General features: G+C 71.6%; 12 protein-coding genes. 5 read left to right on the forward strand and 7 right to left on the reverse strand.

Annotated elements, in window-relative coordinates; all coding sequences use genetic code 11:
* Nucleotides 1-56: 56 nt before the first annotated feature.
* Entirely contained in the window at nucleotides 57-1,202 is a 1,146-nt protein-coding gene (locus ASG05_RS03355) for a glutamate--cysteine ligase (RefSeq protein WP_056257290.1), read from the forward strand.
* 61 nt (nucleotides 1,203-1,263) lie between these two features.
* On the opposite strand, the gene ffh is transcribed toward ASG05_RS03355, so the two are convergent.
* Entirely contained in the window at nucleotides 1,264-2,835 is a 1,572-nt protein-coding gene (gene ffh, locus ASG05_RS03360) for a signal recognition particle protein (RefSeq protein ID WP_056257293.1), read from the reverse strand.
* A 104-nt stretch (nucleotides 2,836-2,939) separates the two neighbouring features.
* On the opposite strand from ffh, the gene lipB reads away from it, so the two are divergent.
* Nucleotides 2,940-3,623: a lipoyl(octanoyl) transferase LipB gene (gene lipB / locus ASG05_RS03365; protein ID WP_056257295.1), complete on the forward strand. Its 684-nt coding sequence runs from the start codon at nucleotides 2,940-2,942 to the stop codon at nucleotides 3,621-3,623.
* Nucleotides 3,620-4,606: a lipoyl synthase gene (gene lipA / locus ASG05_RS03370; protein ID WP_056257298.1), complete on the forward strand. Its 987-nt coding sequence runs from the start codon at nucleotides 3,620-3,622 to the stop codon at nucleotides 4,604-4,606. Before lipB ends, lipA begins: the two co-directional genes overlap by 4 nt.
* Nucleotides 4,607-4,694: 88 nt before the next feature.
* Here the strand turns inward: lipA and ftsY are convergent, their stop codons facing one another.
* The gene (ftsY, locus tag ASG05_RS03375; protein ID WP_369794381.1) at nucleotides 4,695-5,576 is read right to left on the reverse strand and encodes a signaling recognition particle receptor family protein; all 882 of its coding nucleotides are present in this window, start codon (nucleotides 5,574-5,576) and stop codon (nucleotides 4,695-4,697) included.
* Between the two features lie 197 nt (nucleotides 5,577-5,773).
* Between ftsY and ASG05_RS03380 the strand changes: the two genes are divergently transcribed.
* Together ASG05_RS03380 and ASG05_RS03385 are read left to right on the forward strand one after the other, a co-directional pair.
* Entirely contained in the window at nucleotides 5,774-6,793 is a 1,020-nt protein-coding gene (locus ASG05_RS03380; RefSeq protein WP_056257299.1) for a TerC family protein, read from the forward strand.
* 114 nt (nucleotides 6,794-6,907) lie between these two features.
* On the forward strand, nucleotides 6,908-7,489 hold the full coding sequence (locus ASG05_RS03385; protein WP_056257303.1) for a histidine phosphatase family protein: 582 nt from the start codon (nucleotides 6,908-6,910) through the stop codon (nucleotides 7,487-7,489).
* Nucleotides 7,490-7,586: 97 nt separating this feature from the next.
* On the opposite strand, the gene ASG05_RS03390 is transcribed toward ASG05_RS03385, so the two are convergent.
* The 5 genes from ASG05_RS03390 to ASG05_RS03410 all read right to left on the reverse strand — a co-directional run bounded on the left by ASG05_RS03390 (nucleotide 7,587) and on the right by ASG05_RS03410 (nucleotide 14,049).
* Nucleotides 7,587-11,318 carry a chromosome segregation SMC family protein gene (locus ASG05_RS03390; RefSeq protein WP_056257305.1) on the reverse strand — a complete coding sequence of 1,244 codons (3,732 nt, stop codon included), beginning with the start codon at nucleotides 11,316-11,318 and terminating at the stop codon, nucleotides 7,587-7,589.
* 104 nt (nucleotides 11,319-11,422) lie between these two features.
* Entirely contained in the window at nucleotides 11,423-12,460 is a 1,038-nt protein-coding gene (locus ASG05_RS03395) for a DNA-formamidopyrimidine glycosylase family protein (RefSeq protein WP_056257308.1), read from the reverse strand.
* Between the two features lie 2 nt (nucleotides 12,461-12,462).
* A complete protein-coding gene (rnc, locus tag ASG05_RS03400) occupies nucleotides 12,463-13,215 on the reverse strand; it encodes a ribonuclease III (protein WP_056257310.1) in 753 nt (250 codons plus the stop codon).
* A 37-nt stretch (nucleotides 13,216-13,252) separates the two neighbouring features.
* Entirely contained in the window at nucleotides 13,253-13,456 is a 204-nt protein-coding gene (rpmF, locus tag ASG05_RS03405) for a 50S ribosomal protein L32 (protein WP_043593937.1), read from the reverse strand.
* Between the two features lie 71 nt (nucleotides 13,457-13,527).
* Nucleotides 13,528-14,049, reverse strand: a complete 522-nt coding sequence (locus ASG05_RS03410; protein WP_082486437.1) for a DUF177 domain-containing protein — start codon at nucleotides 14,047-14,049, stop codon at nucleotides 13,528-13,530.
* Nucleotides 14,050-14,120: the final 71 nt, after the last annotated feature.

Genomic DNA, 14,120 nt, shown 5'->3' on the forward strand with positions numbered 1-14,120 from the left:
CGCGCACCCGACTGGCAGGATGGACCAGCCCTGACGCCCACGGGAAGGCCACGCGGATGCGCATCGATTTCACGACCTCAGAGCGGTCGACCCTCGGCGTCGAGTGGGAGCTCGCCCTCGTCGACCACGAGACGGGCGAGCTCGCCCCCCATGCCCCGGCGATCCTGGCCGACCTCGCCCACGTGAACGACGGCGGTCCGGAGCGGCTGACGACCGAACTGCTCACCAACACGGTCGAGGTCGTGACGGGCGTGCACCACCGCGTGTCCGACGCCGTCGACGACCTCAGGGGCACCATCGACCAGGTCCGCGGGCCGGCCTCGGTGCTCGGCGCCGACCTGATGTGCGCCGGCACCCACCCCTACAGCCGCTACGCCGACCAAGAGGTGACGCCCGACAAGGAACGCTACGCGACGTTGATCGACCGCACCCGCTGGTGGGGTCGGCAGATGATGATCTGGGGCGTGCACGTCCACGTCGGCATCGACGACCGCGCCAAGGTGCTGCCCGTGCTGAACGGCATGCTGACCTACCTGCCGCACTTCCAGGCGCTGACCGCCTCGAGCCCGTTCTGGGTGGGCGAGGAGACCGGGTACGCCTCGAACCGCGCCCTGATGTTCCAGCAACTGCCGACCGCGGGCCTGCCGCCGCAGTTCGACGCCTGGGCCGAGTACGAGGCCATGGTCGCCGACCTGACCCACACCGGCGTCATCGACGACCACAGCGAACTGCGCTGGGACCTCCGCCCGTCGCCGAAGTGGGGGACCCTCGAGACGCGCGTCTTCGACGGCATCGCCACCACGGAAGAGCTCGCCGCCGTGACGGCCCTGGTGCAGTGCCTGGTCGACGACATGTCCGAGCGCCTCGACCGCGGCGAGACGCTGCCGACCATGCAGCCGTGGTTCGTCCGCGAGAACAAGTGGCGGGCCGCGCGGTACGGCATGGACGCCATCGTCATCCAGAACGCGGCCGGTGACGAGCGGCTCGTGACCGACGACCTGCGCGAGCTCGTCACGACCCTCGAGCCGGCGGCCGAGCGCCTCGGCTGCCTCGACGAGCTGCACTCGCTCGCCACCATCACCGACCGCGGGGCGAGCTACCAGCGACAGCTCGCCGTGGCCGCCGCGCACGGCGGCGACCTGCGCCCGGTGGTCGCGTCACTGGTCCGCGAGTTCGACGAGGGGCTCTCGGCCGCCGAGTGACGACGCCCGCTCCGCGTCGTGCGGGGCGGGCGTCGTCGGACGTCAGGAGGCGCGGGTCGGGTCAGCCGCGCCCGAGCATCTTCTGCAGCGACGCGAGTTCTTCGGGTGAGGGTGCCCCACCGCCGGCGGCACCCGCGCCGCCGCCCAGCCCGAAGCCGGAACCGCCGGGGGCCGACGACGCCGGCTTGGCGCCCGTGGCGAGGGCCGCGTTCTGTGCCGCGCGCTTGGCCGGGTTGCCGGCCTTCGAGCCCTTCTTCTTGGGCTGCGCCTTCTTGCCGGCGTACGAGGCACCGGGGATCGGCCCCATGCCGGGCACCTGCGGCACGCCGCCCTTGGCGACGGTCTTCATCATCTTCGAGGCCTGCTCGAAGCGCTGGACGAGCTGGTTGACGTCGGTGACGGTCATGCCGGAGCCTCGGGCGATGCGCAGGCGGCGCGAGCCGTTGAGCAGCTTCGGCGTGGTGCGCTCTTGGCGGGTCATCGACTGGATGATCGCCTCGGTGCGGACGATCTCGCGCTCGTCGAAGTTGTCGAGCTGCTCGCGCATGCCCTTGGCGCCCGGCAGCATGCCGAGCATGCCCTTGATCGAGCCCATCTTGCGCAGCTGCTGCATCTGCGTGAGGAAGTCGTCGAGCGTGAACGAGTCGGTCGCGATCTTCTGCGCGACCGCCATCGCCTCTTCTTCGTCGAAGGCCTGCTGGGCCTGCTCGATGAGCGAGAGGATGTCACCGAGGTCGAGGATGCGGCTCGCCATGCGGTCGGGGTGGAACGGCTCGAAGTCGTCGAGCGACTCGCCCGTCGACGCGAACATGATGGGCCGACCGGTGACCGACGCGACGCTGAGCGCCGCACCACCGCGGGCGTCGCCGTCGAGCTTCGAGAGCACGACGCCGGTGAAGTCGACTCCGTCTTGGAAGGCCTTGGCGGTCGCGACAGCGTCTTGGCCGATCATCGCGTCGATGACGAACAGCACCTCGTCGGGGTCGACCGCCTTGCGGATGTTCGCGGCCTGCTTCATGAGCTCGGCGTCGACGCCGAGGCGACCGGCCGTGTCGACGATGACCGTGTCGTACTGCTTGTCGCGGGCGTACTTGATGGCCTGCTTGGCGACCTTGACCGGGTCGCCGACGCCGTTGCCGGGCTCGGGCGCGAAGACGTGCGCACCGGCCTGCTCGCCCACGACCTGCAGCTGCGTGACGGCGTTCGGGCGCTGGAGGTCGGCCGCGACCAGCATCGGTGTGTGGCCGTCTTTCACGAGCCACTTGGCCAGCTTGCCGGCGAGGGTCGTCTTGCCGGCACCCTGGAGGCCCGCGAGCATGATGACGGTCGGCGGGTTCTTCGCGAACTCGAGCCGACGCTGCTGACCGCCGAGGATCTGCACCAGTTCTTCGTTGACGATCTGGACGACCTGCTGCGCGGGGTTCAGCGCCTTGCTGACCTCGTCGCCGAGGGCGCGGTCGCGCACCGTGTTCGTGAACGCCTTGACGACGTCGAACGCGACGTCGGCGTCGAGCAGGGCGCGGCGGATCTCGCGCACGGTGCCGTCGACGTCGGCGGGGCTCAGCTTGCCCTTGTTGCGGAGGTTCTTGAACGTTTCCGCGAGGCGGTCGGAGAGGGTTCCAAAAGTGGCCATGGTGCGCCCATCTTAACCGACCGTCGGCGTCCTGCGCGTCGGAGCCGCGCCTCCTCGGCCCGTCTTTGTTGTACCGAGTGCATCAATGCGGTTACCCTCGGCGCATGACCACGACGCGACGCCTGGGCGTCACGGGCCCGCCGCTGGACTACGACGAGGGCTGGCGCCTGCAGCGCGAACTGCACGCCGACGTCGTCGCCGGGCGGCTCGACTCGGCCCTCGTCCTCTGCCAGCACCCGTCCGTCTACACGGCGGGGACGCGGACGCAGCCGACCGACCTGCCTCGTGACGGCTCCCCCGTCGTCCCGGTAGACCGGGGCGGACGCATCACCTGGCACGGCCCCGGCCAGCTTGTGGCCTACCCGATCGTGCGCCTGCCCGAGCCGCTCGACGTCGTGGCGCACGTGCGGGCGCTCGAGGCCTGCCTGATCGAGGTCTGCGCCGGCGTCGGCGTGCCGGCCGTGCGCGTCGCCGGGCGCAGCGGCGCCTGGGTGCGGGGGCCGCTCGCCGACGAGAAGGTCGCGGCGGTCGGCGTCCGGGTCGCCGAGGGGGTCACGATGCACGGCGTCGCGCTGAACTGCGACGCCGACCTGGCGGCCTACGACCAGATCGTGCCCTGCGGCATCGCGGACGCCGGCGTGACCAGCCTGACCCGCGCCTCCGGGAGGCGCGTGGCCGTCACCGACGTCGCGGACGCCCTCGAGACCACCCTGACCGCCTACCTGACCAGCCTCGAGACCGTCGGCTGCGTGCCGGCCCGACCCGACCCCGTGGGAGCCCACCGATGACGACGACCGCACCCGAGGGCCGACGCCTGCTGCGCGTCGAGGCCCGCAACGCCGAGACCCCGATCGAGAAGAAGCCGGCCTGGATCAAGACCACCGCCAGGCAGGGCCCCGAGTACCGCGCCCTGACCGAGCTCGTGGTCGACAAGAAGCTGCACACCGTCTGCCAGGAGGCCGGCTGCCCGAACATCTTCGAGTGCTGGGAGGACCGCGAGGCCACCTTCTTGATCGGCGGCTCGCAGTGCACCCGACGCTGCGACTTCTGCCAGATCGACACCGGCCGGCCGAGCCCCCTCGACCGCCGCGAGCCGCTCTCGGTCGCGGAGTCGGTGCGCGAGATGGGGCTGCGCTACGCGACGGTCACGGGCGTCGCCCGCGACGACCTCGACGACGGAGGCGCGTGGCTGTACGCCGAGACCATCCGTCGCATCCACGAACTCAACCCGGGCACCGGCGTCGAGATCCTCGTGCCCGATTTCAACGGTCTCCCCGAGCGGCTCGGGCAGGTGTTCGACGCCCGACCCGAGGTGTTCGCCCACAACGTCGAGACCGTGCCCCGCATCTTCAAGCGCATCCGCCCCGCCTTCACCTTCGAGCGGTCGCTCGACGTCATCACGCAGGGGCACGACGCCGGCCTCGTGACGAAGTCGAACCTCATCCTCGGCATGGGAGAAGAGCGCGACGAGGTGATCGACGCCCTCGAACGCCTGCGGGAGGCGCACACCGACATCATCACGCTGACCCAGTACCTGCGCCCCAGCCCCCGGCACCTGCCGGTCGCCCGGTGGGTGCACCCCGACGAGTTCGTCGACTTCCGCGAGATCGCCGAGGACATGGGCTTCAGCGGCGTGCTGGCCGGGCCGCTCGTCCGGTCGTCGTACCGCGCGGGCCGACTGTGGGCGCGAGCGACCGAGGCGCGCGGCGGGGTCGTGCCCGACGCACTGCGGCACCTGCTCGAGGCGGGGGCCGGACGCCAGGCCGTGTGAGCCGCGCCGAGGACGACGCAGGAGGCGCGGGTCGCGTGACCCGCGCCTCCTGCGCTTCGGTCGACCGCGTCGACGGCGTCGACCGCGTCTAGGCGATCAGGTTCTGGACGAACACGTGCGGCGTGAAGCCGGTGAGGTCGCCGATGCCCTCGCCCTGGCCGACGAGCTTGATCGGGATGCCGGTCTGCTCTTGCACGGCGAGGACGAACCCGCCGCGGGCCGAACCGTCGAGCTTCGTCAGCACCAGGCCCGTGACCCCGGCGTGCTCGATGAAGGCCTGTGCCTGGGCCAGGCCGTTCTGGCCGGTGGTCGCGTCGAGCACGAGCAACACCTCGGCGATCTCGGTCTGCTTCTCGACGACGCGCTTGATCTTGCCGAGCTCGTCCATCAGCCCCGACTTGGTCTGCAGGCGACCGGCGGTGTCGATCAGGACGATCTCGATGCCCTCGCGCATGGCGAGCTCGACCGTCTGGAACGCCACCGACGCGGGGTCCTGCCCCTGCTGCTGCGGTCGGACGATGCGGGCCCCGGCACGGTCGGCCCAGGTCGCGACCTGCTCGACCGCCGCGGCGCGGAAGGTGTCGGCCGCCCCGACGACCACCGAGCGGTCGTAGTTGCGCAAGAACTTCGCGAACTTGCCGATCGTCGTCGTCTTGCCGACGCCGTTGACGCCGACCATCAAGACGACGGCGGGGCGGGCGCTGAGTTTGAGGGTCGAGTCGAGCTTGGACAGCCGCTCTTCGAGCGTCTCGCGCAGCATGCGCTTCAGGTCGGCCGGGTCGGTGGTCGAGTAGCGCTGCACCTTCGCCTGCAGGTCGTCGATGATCTGCTCGGTCACGTCGGGGCCGAAGTCGGCGCCGATCAGGGCCGCCTCGAGGTCGTCCCACGTCGTCTCGTCGATCGTCTTCTTGGCGAACATGCCACGGAGGGCACCGGAGAGGGACCAGGGAGAAGCCATGCGCGCCAGCATATTCGGCCCCGGGCGAGACCGCGGACGTGCAGAGGCTGTAAGCTCGCCGGGTTGAAGGGGAGTACTCCCACGCGGTGGCGTCGTCAATACGGAAGAGACCGATCTCGACCCGGTGCACCGGTTCGCAGCCGTCCTGATCAGGACGCGACGCGAGTGGAGGAGACCTTCGGTACCCGCTGCGTACTGGAGGTACACACATGGACGTCCATTTCCTGACCTGGGCGATCACCATCGCCGGCATCATCGGCCTGCTGTTCTTCGACTTCTTCAGCCACGTGCGCACCCCGCACGAGCCGACGATCCGTGAGTCGGCGATCTGGTCGTGCGTCTACATCGGCATCGCCATCCTGTTCGGAGTCGGCGTCGGCGTCTTCTCGAACTGGACCTTCGGCGGTGAGTACTTCGCCGGCTACATCACCGAGAAGGCCCTCTCGGTCGACAACCTGTTCGTCTTCCTGATCATCATGACCAGCTTCGCGGTGCCCCGCATCTACCAGCAGAAGGTGTTGCTGGTCGGCATCGCGATCGCCCTGCTGTCGCGTGGTCTCTTCATCGCCGCGGGCGTCGTCATCATCGAGAACTTCTCGTGGGTCTTCTACCTGTTCGGCATCCTGCTCTTCTGGCTCGCCTACAGCCAGGTCAAGGGCGGCCACAACGACGACGAGAAGGACGAGGCCGACAGCAAGCTGATCCGCGCCCTGCGCCGCGTCATCCCGACCTCGAAGGACTACGACGGCCAGAAGCTGACCACCAAGGTCGACGGCAAGCGCCTCTTCACCCCGCTCTTCCTGGTCATGGTCGCCATCGGCCTGACCGACGTGCTGTTCGCCCTCGACTCGATCCCGGCGATCTTCGGCCTCACGCAAGAGGCGTACATCGTCTTCACGGCCAATGCGTTCTCGCTGCTCGGACTGCGCCAGCTCTACTTCTTGATCTCGGGCCTGCTCGAGCGCCTCGTCTACCTCGCGCAGGGCCTCGCGGTCATCCTCGCCTTCATCGGCGTCAAGCTGCTGTTCCACGCCCTGCACGTCAACGAGGTGCCGTTCATCAACGGCGGCGAGCCGATCACCTGGATCCCCGAGATCCCGATCTGGTTCTCGCTCGGCTTCATCGTGCTGACGATCGCCGTCGCGACCGTCGCCAGCCTCGCCAAGACCCGCCGGGACGCGCGTGCGAAGGCCGGCGTCACGGCGACCTCCGACCCCGACGACCACTGATCACCCGACGGGCGGCCCCACCCGGGGCCGCCCGTCCGCCCTTCCCCGACCCGACCCGACACCGCCACTCCCCCGCGGCACGACCGCGACCGCACCACGGAACGGAACACCTCGATGCGCCTCGAACTCATCCGCCACGGCCAGACCGACTGGAACGCCGCCGACAAGCTGCAGGGCTCGTCGGACGTCCCCCTGAACGACACGGGACGCGGCCAGGCCCTCGAGGCGGCCCGCCTCTTGGCCGGCGTCGAGTGGAGCGCCATCGTCTCGTCACCGCTCGGGCGGGCCCGCGAGACCGCCGAGATCATCGCCGGCGAGCTCGGCATCGAACTGGGCGACGCCTACGCCGAGCTGATCGAGCGCGACTACGCCTCGCACGAGGGCCGCACCCCCGAGTCGCCGATCCCCGACGAGCCGAACGCCGACTACCCCGACATCGAGCCCCGTGGGTCGGTCGCCGCGCGCGGCATCGGCGCACTCGAGATGATCCGCGACACGCGTCTGCCGCTCGACGGCGACGACGCCCACATCGTCGTCGTCTGCCACGGCACGATCATCCGCTTCACCCTGGCCGAGATCCTCGGCCGCGAGGTGCCGCACATCGAGAACGCCGCTGCGAACACGGTCGAGTGGGACGGCACCGCCTGGCACGTGCTGAGCATCAACGGCGGGGTCGTCGACACGCCGATCGACTGACACCACGGTGCCCTGCCGGGGCACGTCGAGAACCGAGGAGGCGCGGCCACGCAGGTCGCGCCTCCTGCGTCTGTGCCGGGGGCGCCGGCAGGGCCGGTCAGGCCGGGGCGGGGGCCGGGGCGGGGGCGGCGGTGCCGCGCTCGGCGACGACGCGTTGGCCGACGACGGCGCTGACCCCGTCCTGGCGCATCGAGACGCCGTAGAGGGCGTCGGCGATCTCCATGGTGCGCTTCTGGTGCGTGATGACGATGAGCTGGCTGGACTCGCGGAGGTCCTGGAAGATCGTCAGCAGGCGACCGAGGTTGGCGTCGTCGAGTGCCGCCTCGACCTCGTCCATGATGTAGAACGGGCTCGGCCGGGCCTTGAAGATCGCGATGAGCAGCGCGACGGCGGCCAGCGACCGTTCTCCGCCCGACAGCAGCGAGAGCCGCTCGATCTTCTTGCCGGCCGGCCTCACGGTCACCTCGATGCCGGTCGCGAGCAGGTCGTCGGGGTCGGTCAGGTGCAACGAGCCGCTGCCCCCGGGGAAGAGCACCGGGAACACCCGGTCGAACGCGGCCTGCGTGTCGGCGAAGGCGCTGGCGAAGACGGTCTGCATCTTGTCGTCGATCTCGTCGATGATCGTCAGCAGGTCCTTTCGGGTGCCCGTCAGGTCGGACAACTGCTCGGTCAAGAACAGGTGTCGCTGTTCGAGCGCCGCGAACTCCTCGAGGGCGAGCGGGTTGACCCGGCCGAGCTGCGCGAGCTTCTTCTCGGCGACGGCCAGGCGTCGCTGCTGGGCCGGCCGGTCGAAGGGCACGCCCCGAGGAGGCGCGGCGACCGCCCCGGCCGGGGTCGCGTCGTCGAGGTCGTCCGCCGCCCCTCGCGCACGGTCGGCGGCCCCACCCGCTGCGCCCGCGTCCGCGTCGCTCGCGTCCGCGTCGCCCGCGTCCGCGTCGCCCGCGGCCTCGACGTCGAGCAGGTCGACCTCGTCGTCGACGGACGGACGCGCCACGACGTCGTCGTCGCCGGGGACGAGCACGTGCGGGCCGTACTCGGCCACGAGGACGTCCTCGTCGAGGCCGAGCTCGGAGCCGGCGCGCTCGAGCAGCCCGGACAGGTGCAGCTTCTTCTCGTAGATCTCCATCTCGAGGCCGTGCACGCTCTCGGTCACCGTGCCGAGCCGGTCGCGCAGCTCACGCTCGGCTCGCCGCAGCGCCTGCAGCTCGGCGTTCTGCTCGGCCCGGGCCGCCTCGGCCTCGGTCAGCACGGCGCGGGCCTCGGCCACCGACCGCGCGACCGCGTCGAGGGTCGGCGGCAGCGCCTCGAGCACCGCCGAGGTGGCGGCCGTCTGGCGCTGCCGCACGACCGTCCGGCGGGCCTGCAGCTCGGCGGCGGCCCGTTGCTCGTCGAGCTGGCGCTGCAGGGCCTCGGCCCGGGCGATCTCGGCCCGGACGCGTTCGCGGACGGTCTCGAGGGCGATGCGGCGCTCGGTCTCGACGGCCCGCGCCGCCTCGACCTCGGCCAGCAGGCCGTCCCGCGCCGAGGCGTCGAGCAGCGGGCGCGGACGGGCGGCGTGCTCGTCGTGGGCGGCCCCGGCGGCGTCGACGGCCCGGCTCGCGGCGTCCACGGCCTCGGACGACGCGTCGAGCGCGGTCGAGAGACGCTCGACCTCGGCCTCGGCAGCCTCGACCCGGGCACGGAGGCGGCCGAGCTGCTGCCCGTGGGCGGTGACCCGCGCCTCCTCGTCGCGGGCGGCCGCCGCGGCCTCCTTCGCCCGGGCGCGCGTGGCGGCCAGCCGCTCACGGACCTCGGCGAGCTCAGGGGCGAGCCGCTCGATCTCGGTGGCGACCCCGGTCAACCGGTCGGCGGCCGCGTCGCGCTCGGCGACGAGCTCGAGACGCGAGCGTCCGGCGCCCGACCCGCCGCGCAGCACGTAGTCGGTCAGCACCTCGCCGGCCCGCGTGATGACGGTGACCGGCACGGGGTGGCCCGCGAGTGCCTGCCAGGCCGAGCGGGCGACCGCGAGGTCGTCGGCCACGACGGTGGCGGCCAGCAGGCCGAGCACCCCGGGAGGCGCGGTGACGACGGCCGTGGCGGCGACGGCTCCGGTCGGGAGGTCGACGTCGAGCGTCGACAGGGGCCGCACGGGCTCGGCCACGACGACCTCGACCCGGCCGAGCTCGGCCTCGGTGGCGTGCGCGACGGCGTCGGCCGCGGCCTCGAGGTCGTCGGCCAGCACCGAGTCGACCACGCTGCCGAGCGCCGCGGCGACCGCGGCCTCGTAGCCCGGACGCACCTGGACGTGCTCGGCCACCAGGCCCCGGATGCCGGGTCGGCGCGCGGCGACGAGCGCGGCCGTGGCGTCGTTCTGGTCGAGGGCGAGCGAGAGCGCACTGCGGCGGGCCGCGAGGGCGTCGCGCTCGCGTTCGGCGACGTGGAGGCGGTCGCGCAGCTCGTCGACGCTCGCCGAGAGAGACGTCACCCGGGTCTCGGCCTCGGCCTGGACGGCGGCGTGGTCGACCCCGTCGCCGTCGACGCGCGGCGATCGCCCCTCGAGCTCGGCGTACTCGGCGCGCCCGGCGTCACGACGCGCCTCGGCCGCCTCGAGCGCGGCACGTTGCCGCAGCTGCTCTCCGCGCACGGCCGCGAGCCCCGAGCGCGCGGTCTCGAGCGCCCCGCGCAGTCGCGTCGCGTCGAGGTCGTGCTGCGAGACGAGCACGGCCTGGGCCTGGATCTCGACGTCGAGCGCGTCGAGCGCCGCACGGGCCGTCGCCAGCTCGGCCCCGGCCGCACCGACGGCCGACTCGGCGTGCGCGACGTCGCCGCGCAGGCGATCGGCCTCGTCACGCGCGTCGGCGACCATGCCCGAGCTGACGGTCGTCGCCACGGCGGGCTGGTCCGCCTGCTGGGCGAGCAGCTGCAGTCGCTGCTGCGCGAGGCTCGCCAGGCTGCGGAGGCGTTCGTGGACCGACTCGAGCCCGAAGGCGACCCGGCGGGCGTCGTCGACGGCGTCGCCGACCATCGCCTGCTCGAGTCGGTGCTCTCGCTGCTTGTTCTGGTCGATCTGCCCTTGCAAGGCGATGCGTTCGGTCTTGCGCTCGGACTCGGTGCTCGAGGAGGCCGTCAGCGACTCGCGCAGGCCGACGACCTCGTCGGCCACCAGGCGGGCCCGGGCGTCGCGGACCACCGCGGCGATGGTCTGCGCCTCGCGGGCGATCTCGGCCTGACGCCCCAGGGGCTTGAGCTGGCGACGGATCTCGCCCGCGAGGTCGCTCAGGCGGGTGAGGTTGGTCTGCATCGCGTCGAGCTTGCGGAGCGTCTTCTCTTTGCGGCGTCGGTGCTTGAGGATGCCCGCAGCCTCCTCGACGAACCCTCGGCGGTCTTCGGGGGTGGCGTGCAGCACCGCGTCGAGTTGGCCCTGCCCGACGATGACGTGCATCTCGCGGCCGAGGCCGGAGTCGCTCAGCAGCTCTTGCACGTCGAGCAGGCGGCAGCCCTCGCCGTTGATGGCGTACTCGCTGCCCCCGTTGCGGAAGAGGGTGCGGCTGATCGTCACCTCGGCGTAGTCGATCGGCAGGGCTCCGTCGGAGTTGTCGATCGTGAGGACGACCTGCGCCCGACCGAGGGGGCCGCGCGTCGAGGTGCCGGCGAAGATGACGTCCTCCATCTTGCCGCCGCGCAGGTTCTTCGCCCCCTGCTCGCCCATCACCCAGGCGAGGGCGTCGACCACGTTGCTCTTGCCCGAGCCGTTGGGACCGACCACGCAGGTGACGCCCGGCTCGAACGCGAACGTGGTCGCCGAGGCGAACGACTTGAAGCCCTTGAGCGTGAGGCTCTTCAGGTGCATGCGCCGCGCCTCCTCGGGGATCGTGTCGGTGGTGACCCGCGCTCAAGGATACGGGCGGGGGGCCCGCCGACCGGGGAGGCGGGCGGCACCGAGGGCGCCCGGGGTCAGCGCGTGCGGACCTTCTGGCAGCGCGGGCAGAAGTGGCTCGAGCGGTTCATGAAGGCCTCGCGCACGATCGGGGTGCCACAGCGCGGACACGGTCGCCCCTGCTGCCCGTAGGCGGCCAGGCTGTGGCTGAAGTAGCCCGACTGGCCGTTCACGTTGACGTACTGCGCGTCGAAGCTCGTGCCCCCCTCGCCGAGGGCCTTGAGCAGGACGACCCGCACCTCGGCGAGCAGCATGCGGGCCCGCGCCCTCGAGAGCGACTCGGTCGGCTGCTCGGGGTGGACGCGCGCGGCCCAGAGGCTCTCGTCCGCGTAGATGTTGCCGACCCCGCTGAGCAGGCCCTGGTCGAGCAGGGCGCGCTTGACGCCGGTGCGACGGGCCAGCAACCGGGTGATGACCCGCGGCTCGTCGAAGGCCGGGTCGAGCGGGTCGCGGGCGATGTGCGAGACCTGCTGCGGGACGCGGCGCACCCAGGCGGCGGGGTCGTCGTCGGTGCCGGCGAGGGCGGGTGCCGGCGGGGCAGGGCGTCCGGCCTCGCCGTCGGCCTCGGCCACGGCCTCGGCCACGGCCTCGGCCTCGGAACCCAGGAGGCGCGGGCCGGCGAACCCCGCCGCTCGCCCGTCGAGGGTGGGCACCGTCTCGTCGAGCGCCATCGAGCCGAAGATGCGCTGGTCGACGAAGGCCAGCCGGACCGCCCCGAGGGAGGGGCTCTCGACGTCGAGGCGGATGCGCATGAGGCGGTCGGGCTCGGCGTCACGGCTGCGCAGCAGCACCTGCCCGCTCATGCCCAGGTGCGCCACGAGCGCCAGCGGCTGCTCGTGCGGCTCGGCCGGCTCGAACGGGAACCAGAGGAACTTGCCCCGGCGGACGGCCGAGTCGATCGTGCCGCCGACGAGGCGGTCGACGAAGTCGTCGCTCGGGCCGCGGTGCCGCTTGAGCGAGCGCTGGTCGAGGACGTCGACCGCCGTCACCACGGCACCGGCCACGACGGGGTGCAACCCCGCGCGGACGACCTCGACCTCGGGCAGCTCGGGCACGGTCAGTCGGACGACGCGGCGGCGCGACGTGCGGCCGCGACCCCGGCGGCCGAGGCGTTCAGGGTCGTCCAGGCCTCGAGGGCCGCGGCCATCTCGGCCTGCTTCTTGCTGCTGCCCGACCCCTCGGCGACACCCTGTTCGTCACCCAGGGCGACGACGGCGTGGAACCGCTTGTCGTGGTCGGGGCCGCTGTCGGTCACCGAGTACGACGGCATGCCACGCCCGAGGGCGGCGGCGAGCTCTTGCAGGCTCGTCTTCGGGTCCATCGCGGCGCCGAAGCGGTCGGGGTCGACGAGCAGCGGTGCGACGAGCCGGAGCACCAGCGCGGTCGCGGCCTCGCCCCCGGCCTCGAGGTAGGTCGCACCGATGATCGCCTCGACGGTGTCGGCGAGGATCGAGTGCTTGTCGCGCCCACCCGTCAGTTCTTCGCCGCGGCCCAGCCGCAGGTGCGGGCCGAGCCCGACGATGCGGGCGACCTCGGCCAACGCCACGGTGCTCACGAGACTCGCCCGACGCTTGGCGAGGTCACCCTCGTCGAGGTCGGGGTTCTCGGTGAAGAGCATGACCGTGACGGCCTGCCCGAGGATCGAGTCGCCGAGGAACTCGAGGCGTTCGTTGTTGCCGACGCCGCCGTGCTCGTACGAGTACGACCGGTGGGTGAGCGCCTGGTCGATCAGGTCGTCGCTCAACTCGATCTGCAGCCGGGACAAGAGAACAGCCCGGTCGGCACCAGGGCTCGACTCGGGCTGACTCATGCGCTCACCGCGAGGGTGGACGGGTTCACGTCGGTGATCAGACGTCGGCGACCTTGCGGCCCTTGTACTCCATGTACAGGGCGGTGCCGGCGCTGTCTTCGACGACCTTGGCACGGTGCGGGAGGCTGTAGGTGACCTTGCCGTTCTCGATCGTCTTGACGAGCTGGACCGGCGTGGCCTTCCACTGCGAACGACGAGCGTGCGTGTTGGAGCGTGACTGCTTGCGCTTCGGGACGGCCATGGGTTTCTCTTCTCTCTGTCGGCACCCTCACGGGTGCCTGGGTCTGACGATGGTGGGTGACGCGGTGGTGTTCAGTGCTGCTCGTCGGCCGGGCGCTGGTCGTCGTGACCGGTGCCCTGTGACGTGCCGTCGGCGGGTGCCGATTCAGCCTGGAACCCTGCCAGGGCCGACCAACGGGGGTCGGCGATCTCGCGGGGTTGGTAGTCGGGGATGTCGTCCACACGCTCGCCCGTTTCGGGGTCGAGGCCCGGACAATCCGGCCGACAGACCGGCTGGAAGGGCAGTGACAGAACCACTGCGTCTCTGACCACGGGTTCAAGATCCACGTGATCGTCTTGAACTTGATAGTCAAAAGCTTCGTCGACATCGTACGCGAAAACCTCGGCGAAATCGACTTCGACGGGCTCGGAGATGTCGCGCAGGCACCGGCTGCACTCGCCGACCGCCGTGCCCGACACGTGGGCGGACACCAGGATGCCGTCGTGCAGCCCCTCGAGCTTGACGTCGATCGCGATCTCGGCGCCCTTCGGCACCGAGATCTGCCCCTCGCCGAGCTTCTCGGGCACGACGACGTCGAGCTCGTGCTCGCGCATCTCGCCCGGACGGTGCACGAGGTCGAACACCGGGACGGTGTAGGGGGTCTGGGTGAAATGAGGCACGAGGA

This window comes from Frigoribacterium sp. Leaf186 (assembly GCF_001423905.1).
Classification (GTDB): Bacteria; Actinomycetota; Actinomycetes; order Actinomycetales; family Microbacteriaceae; genus Frigoribacterium.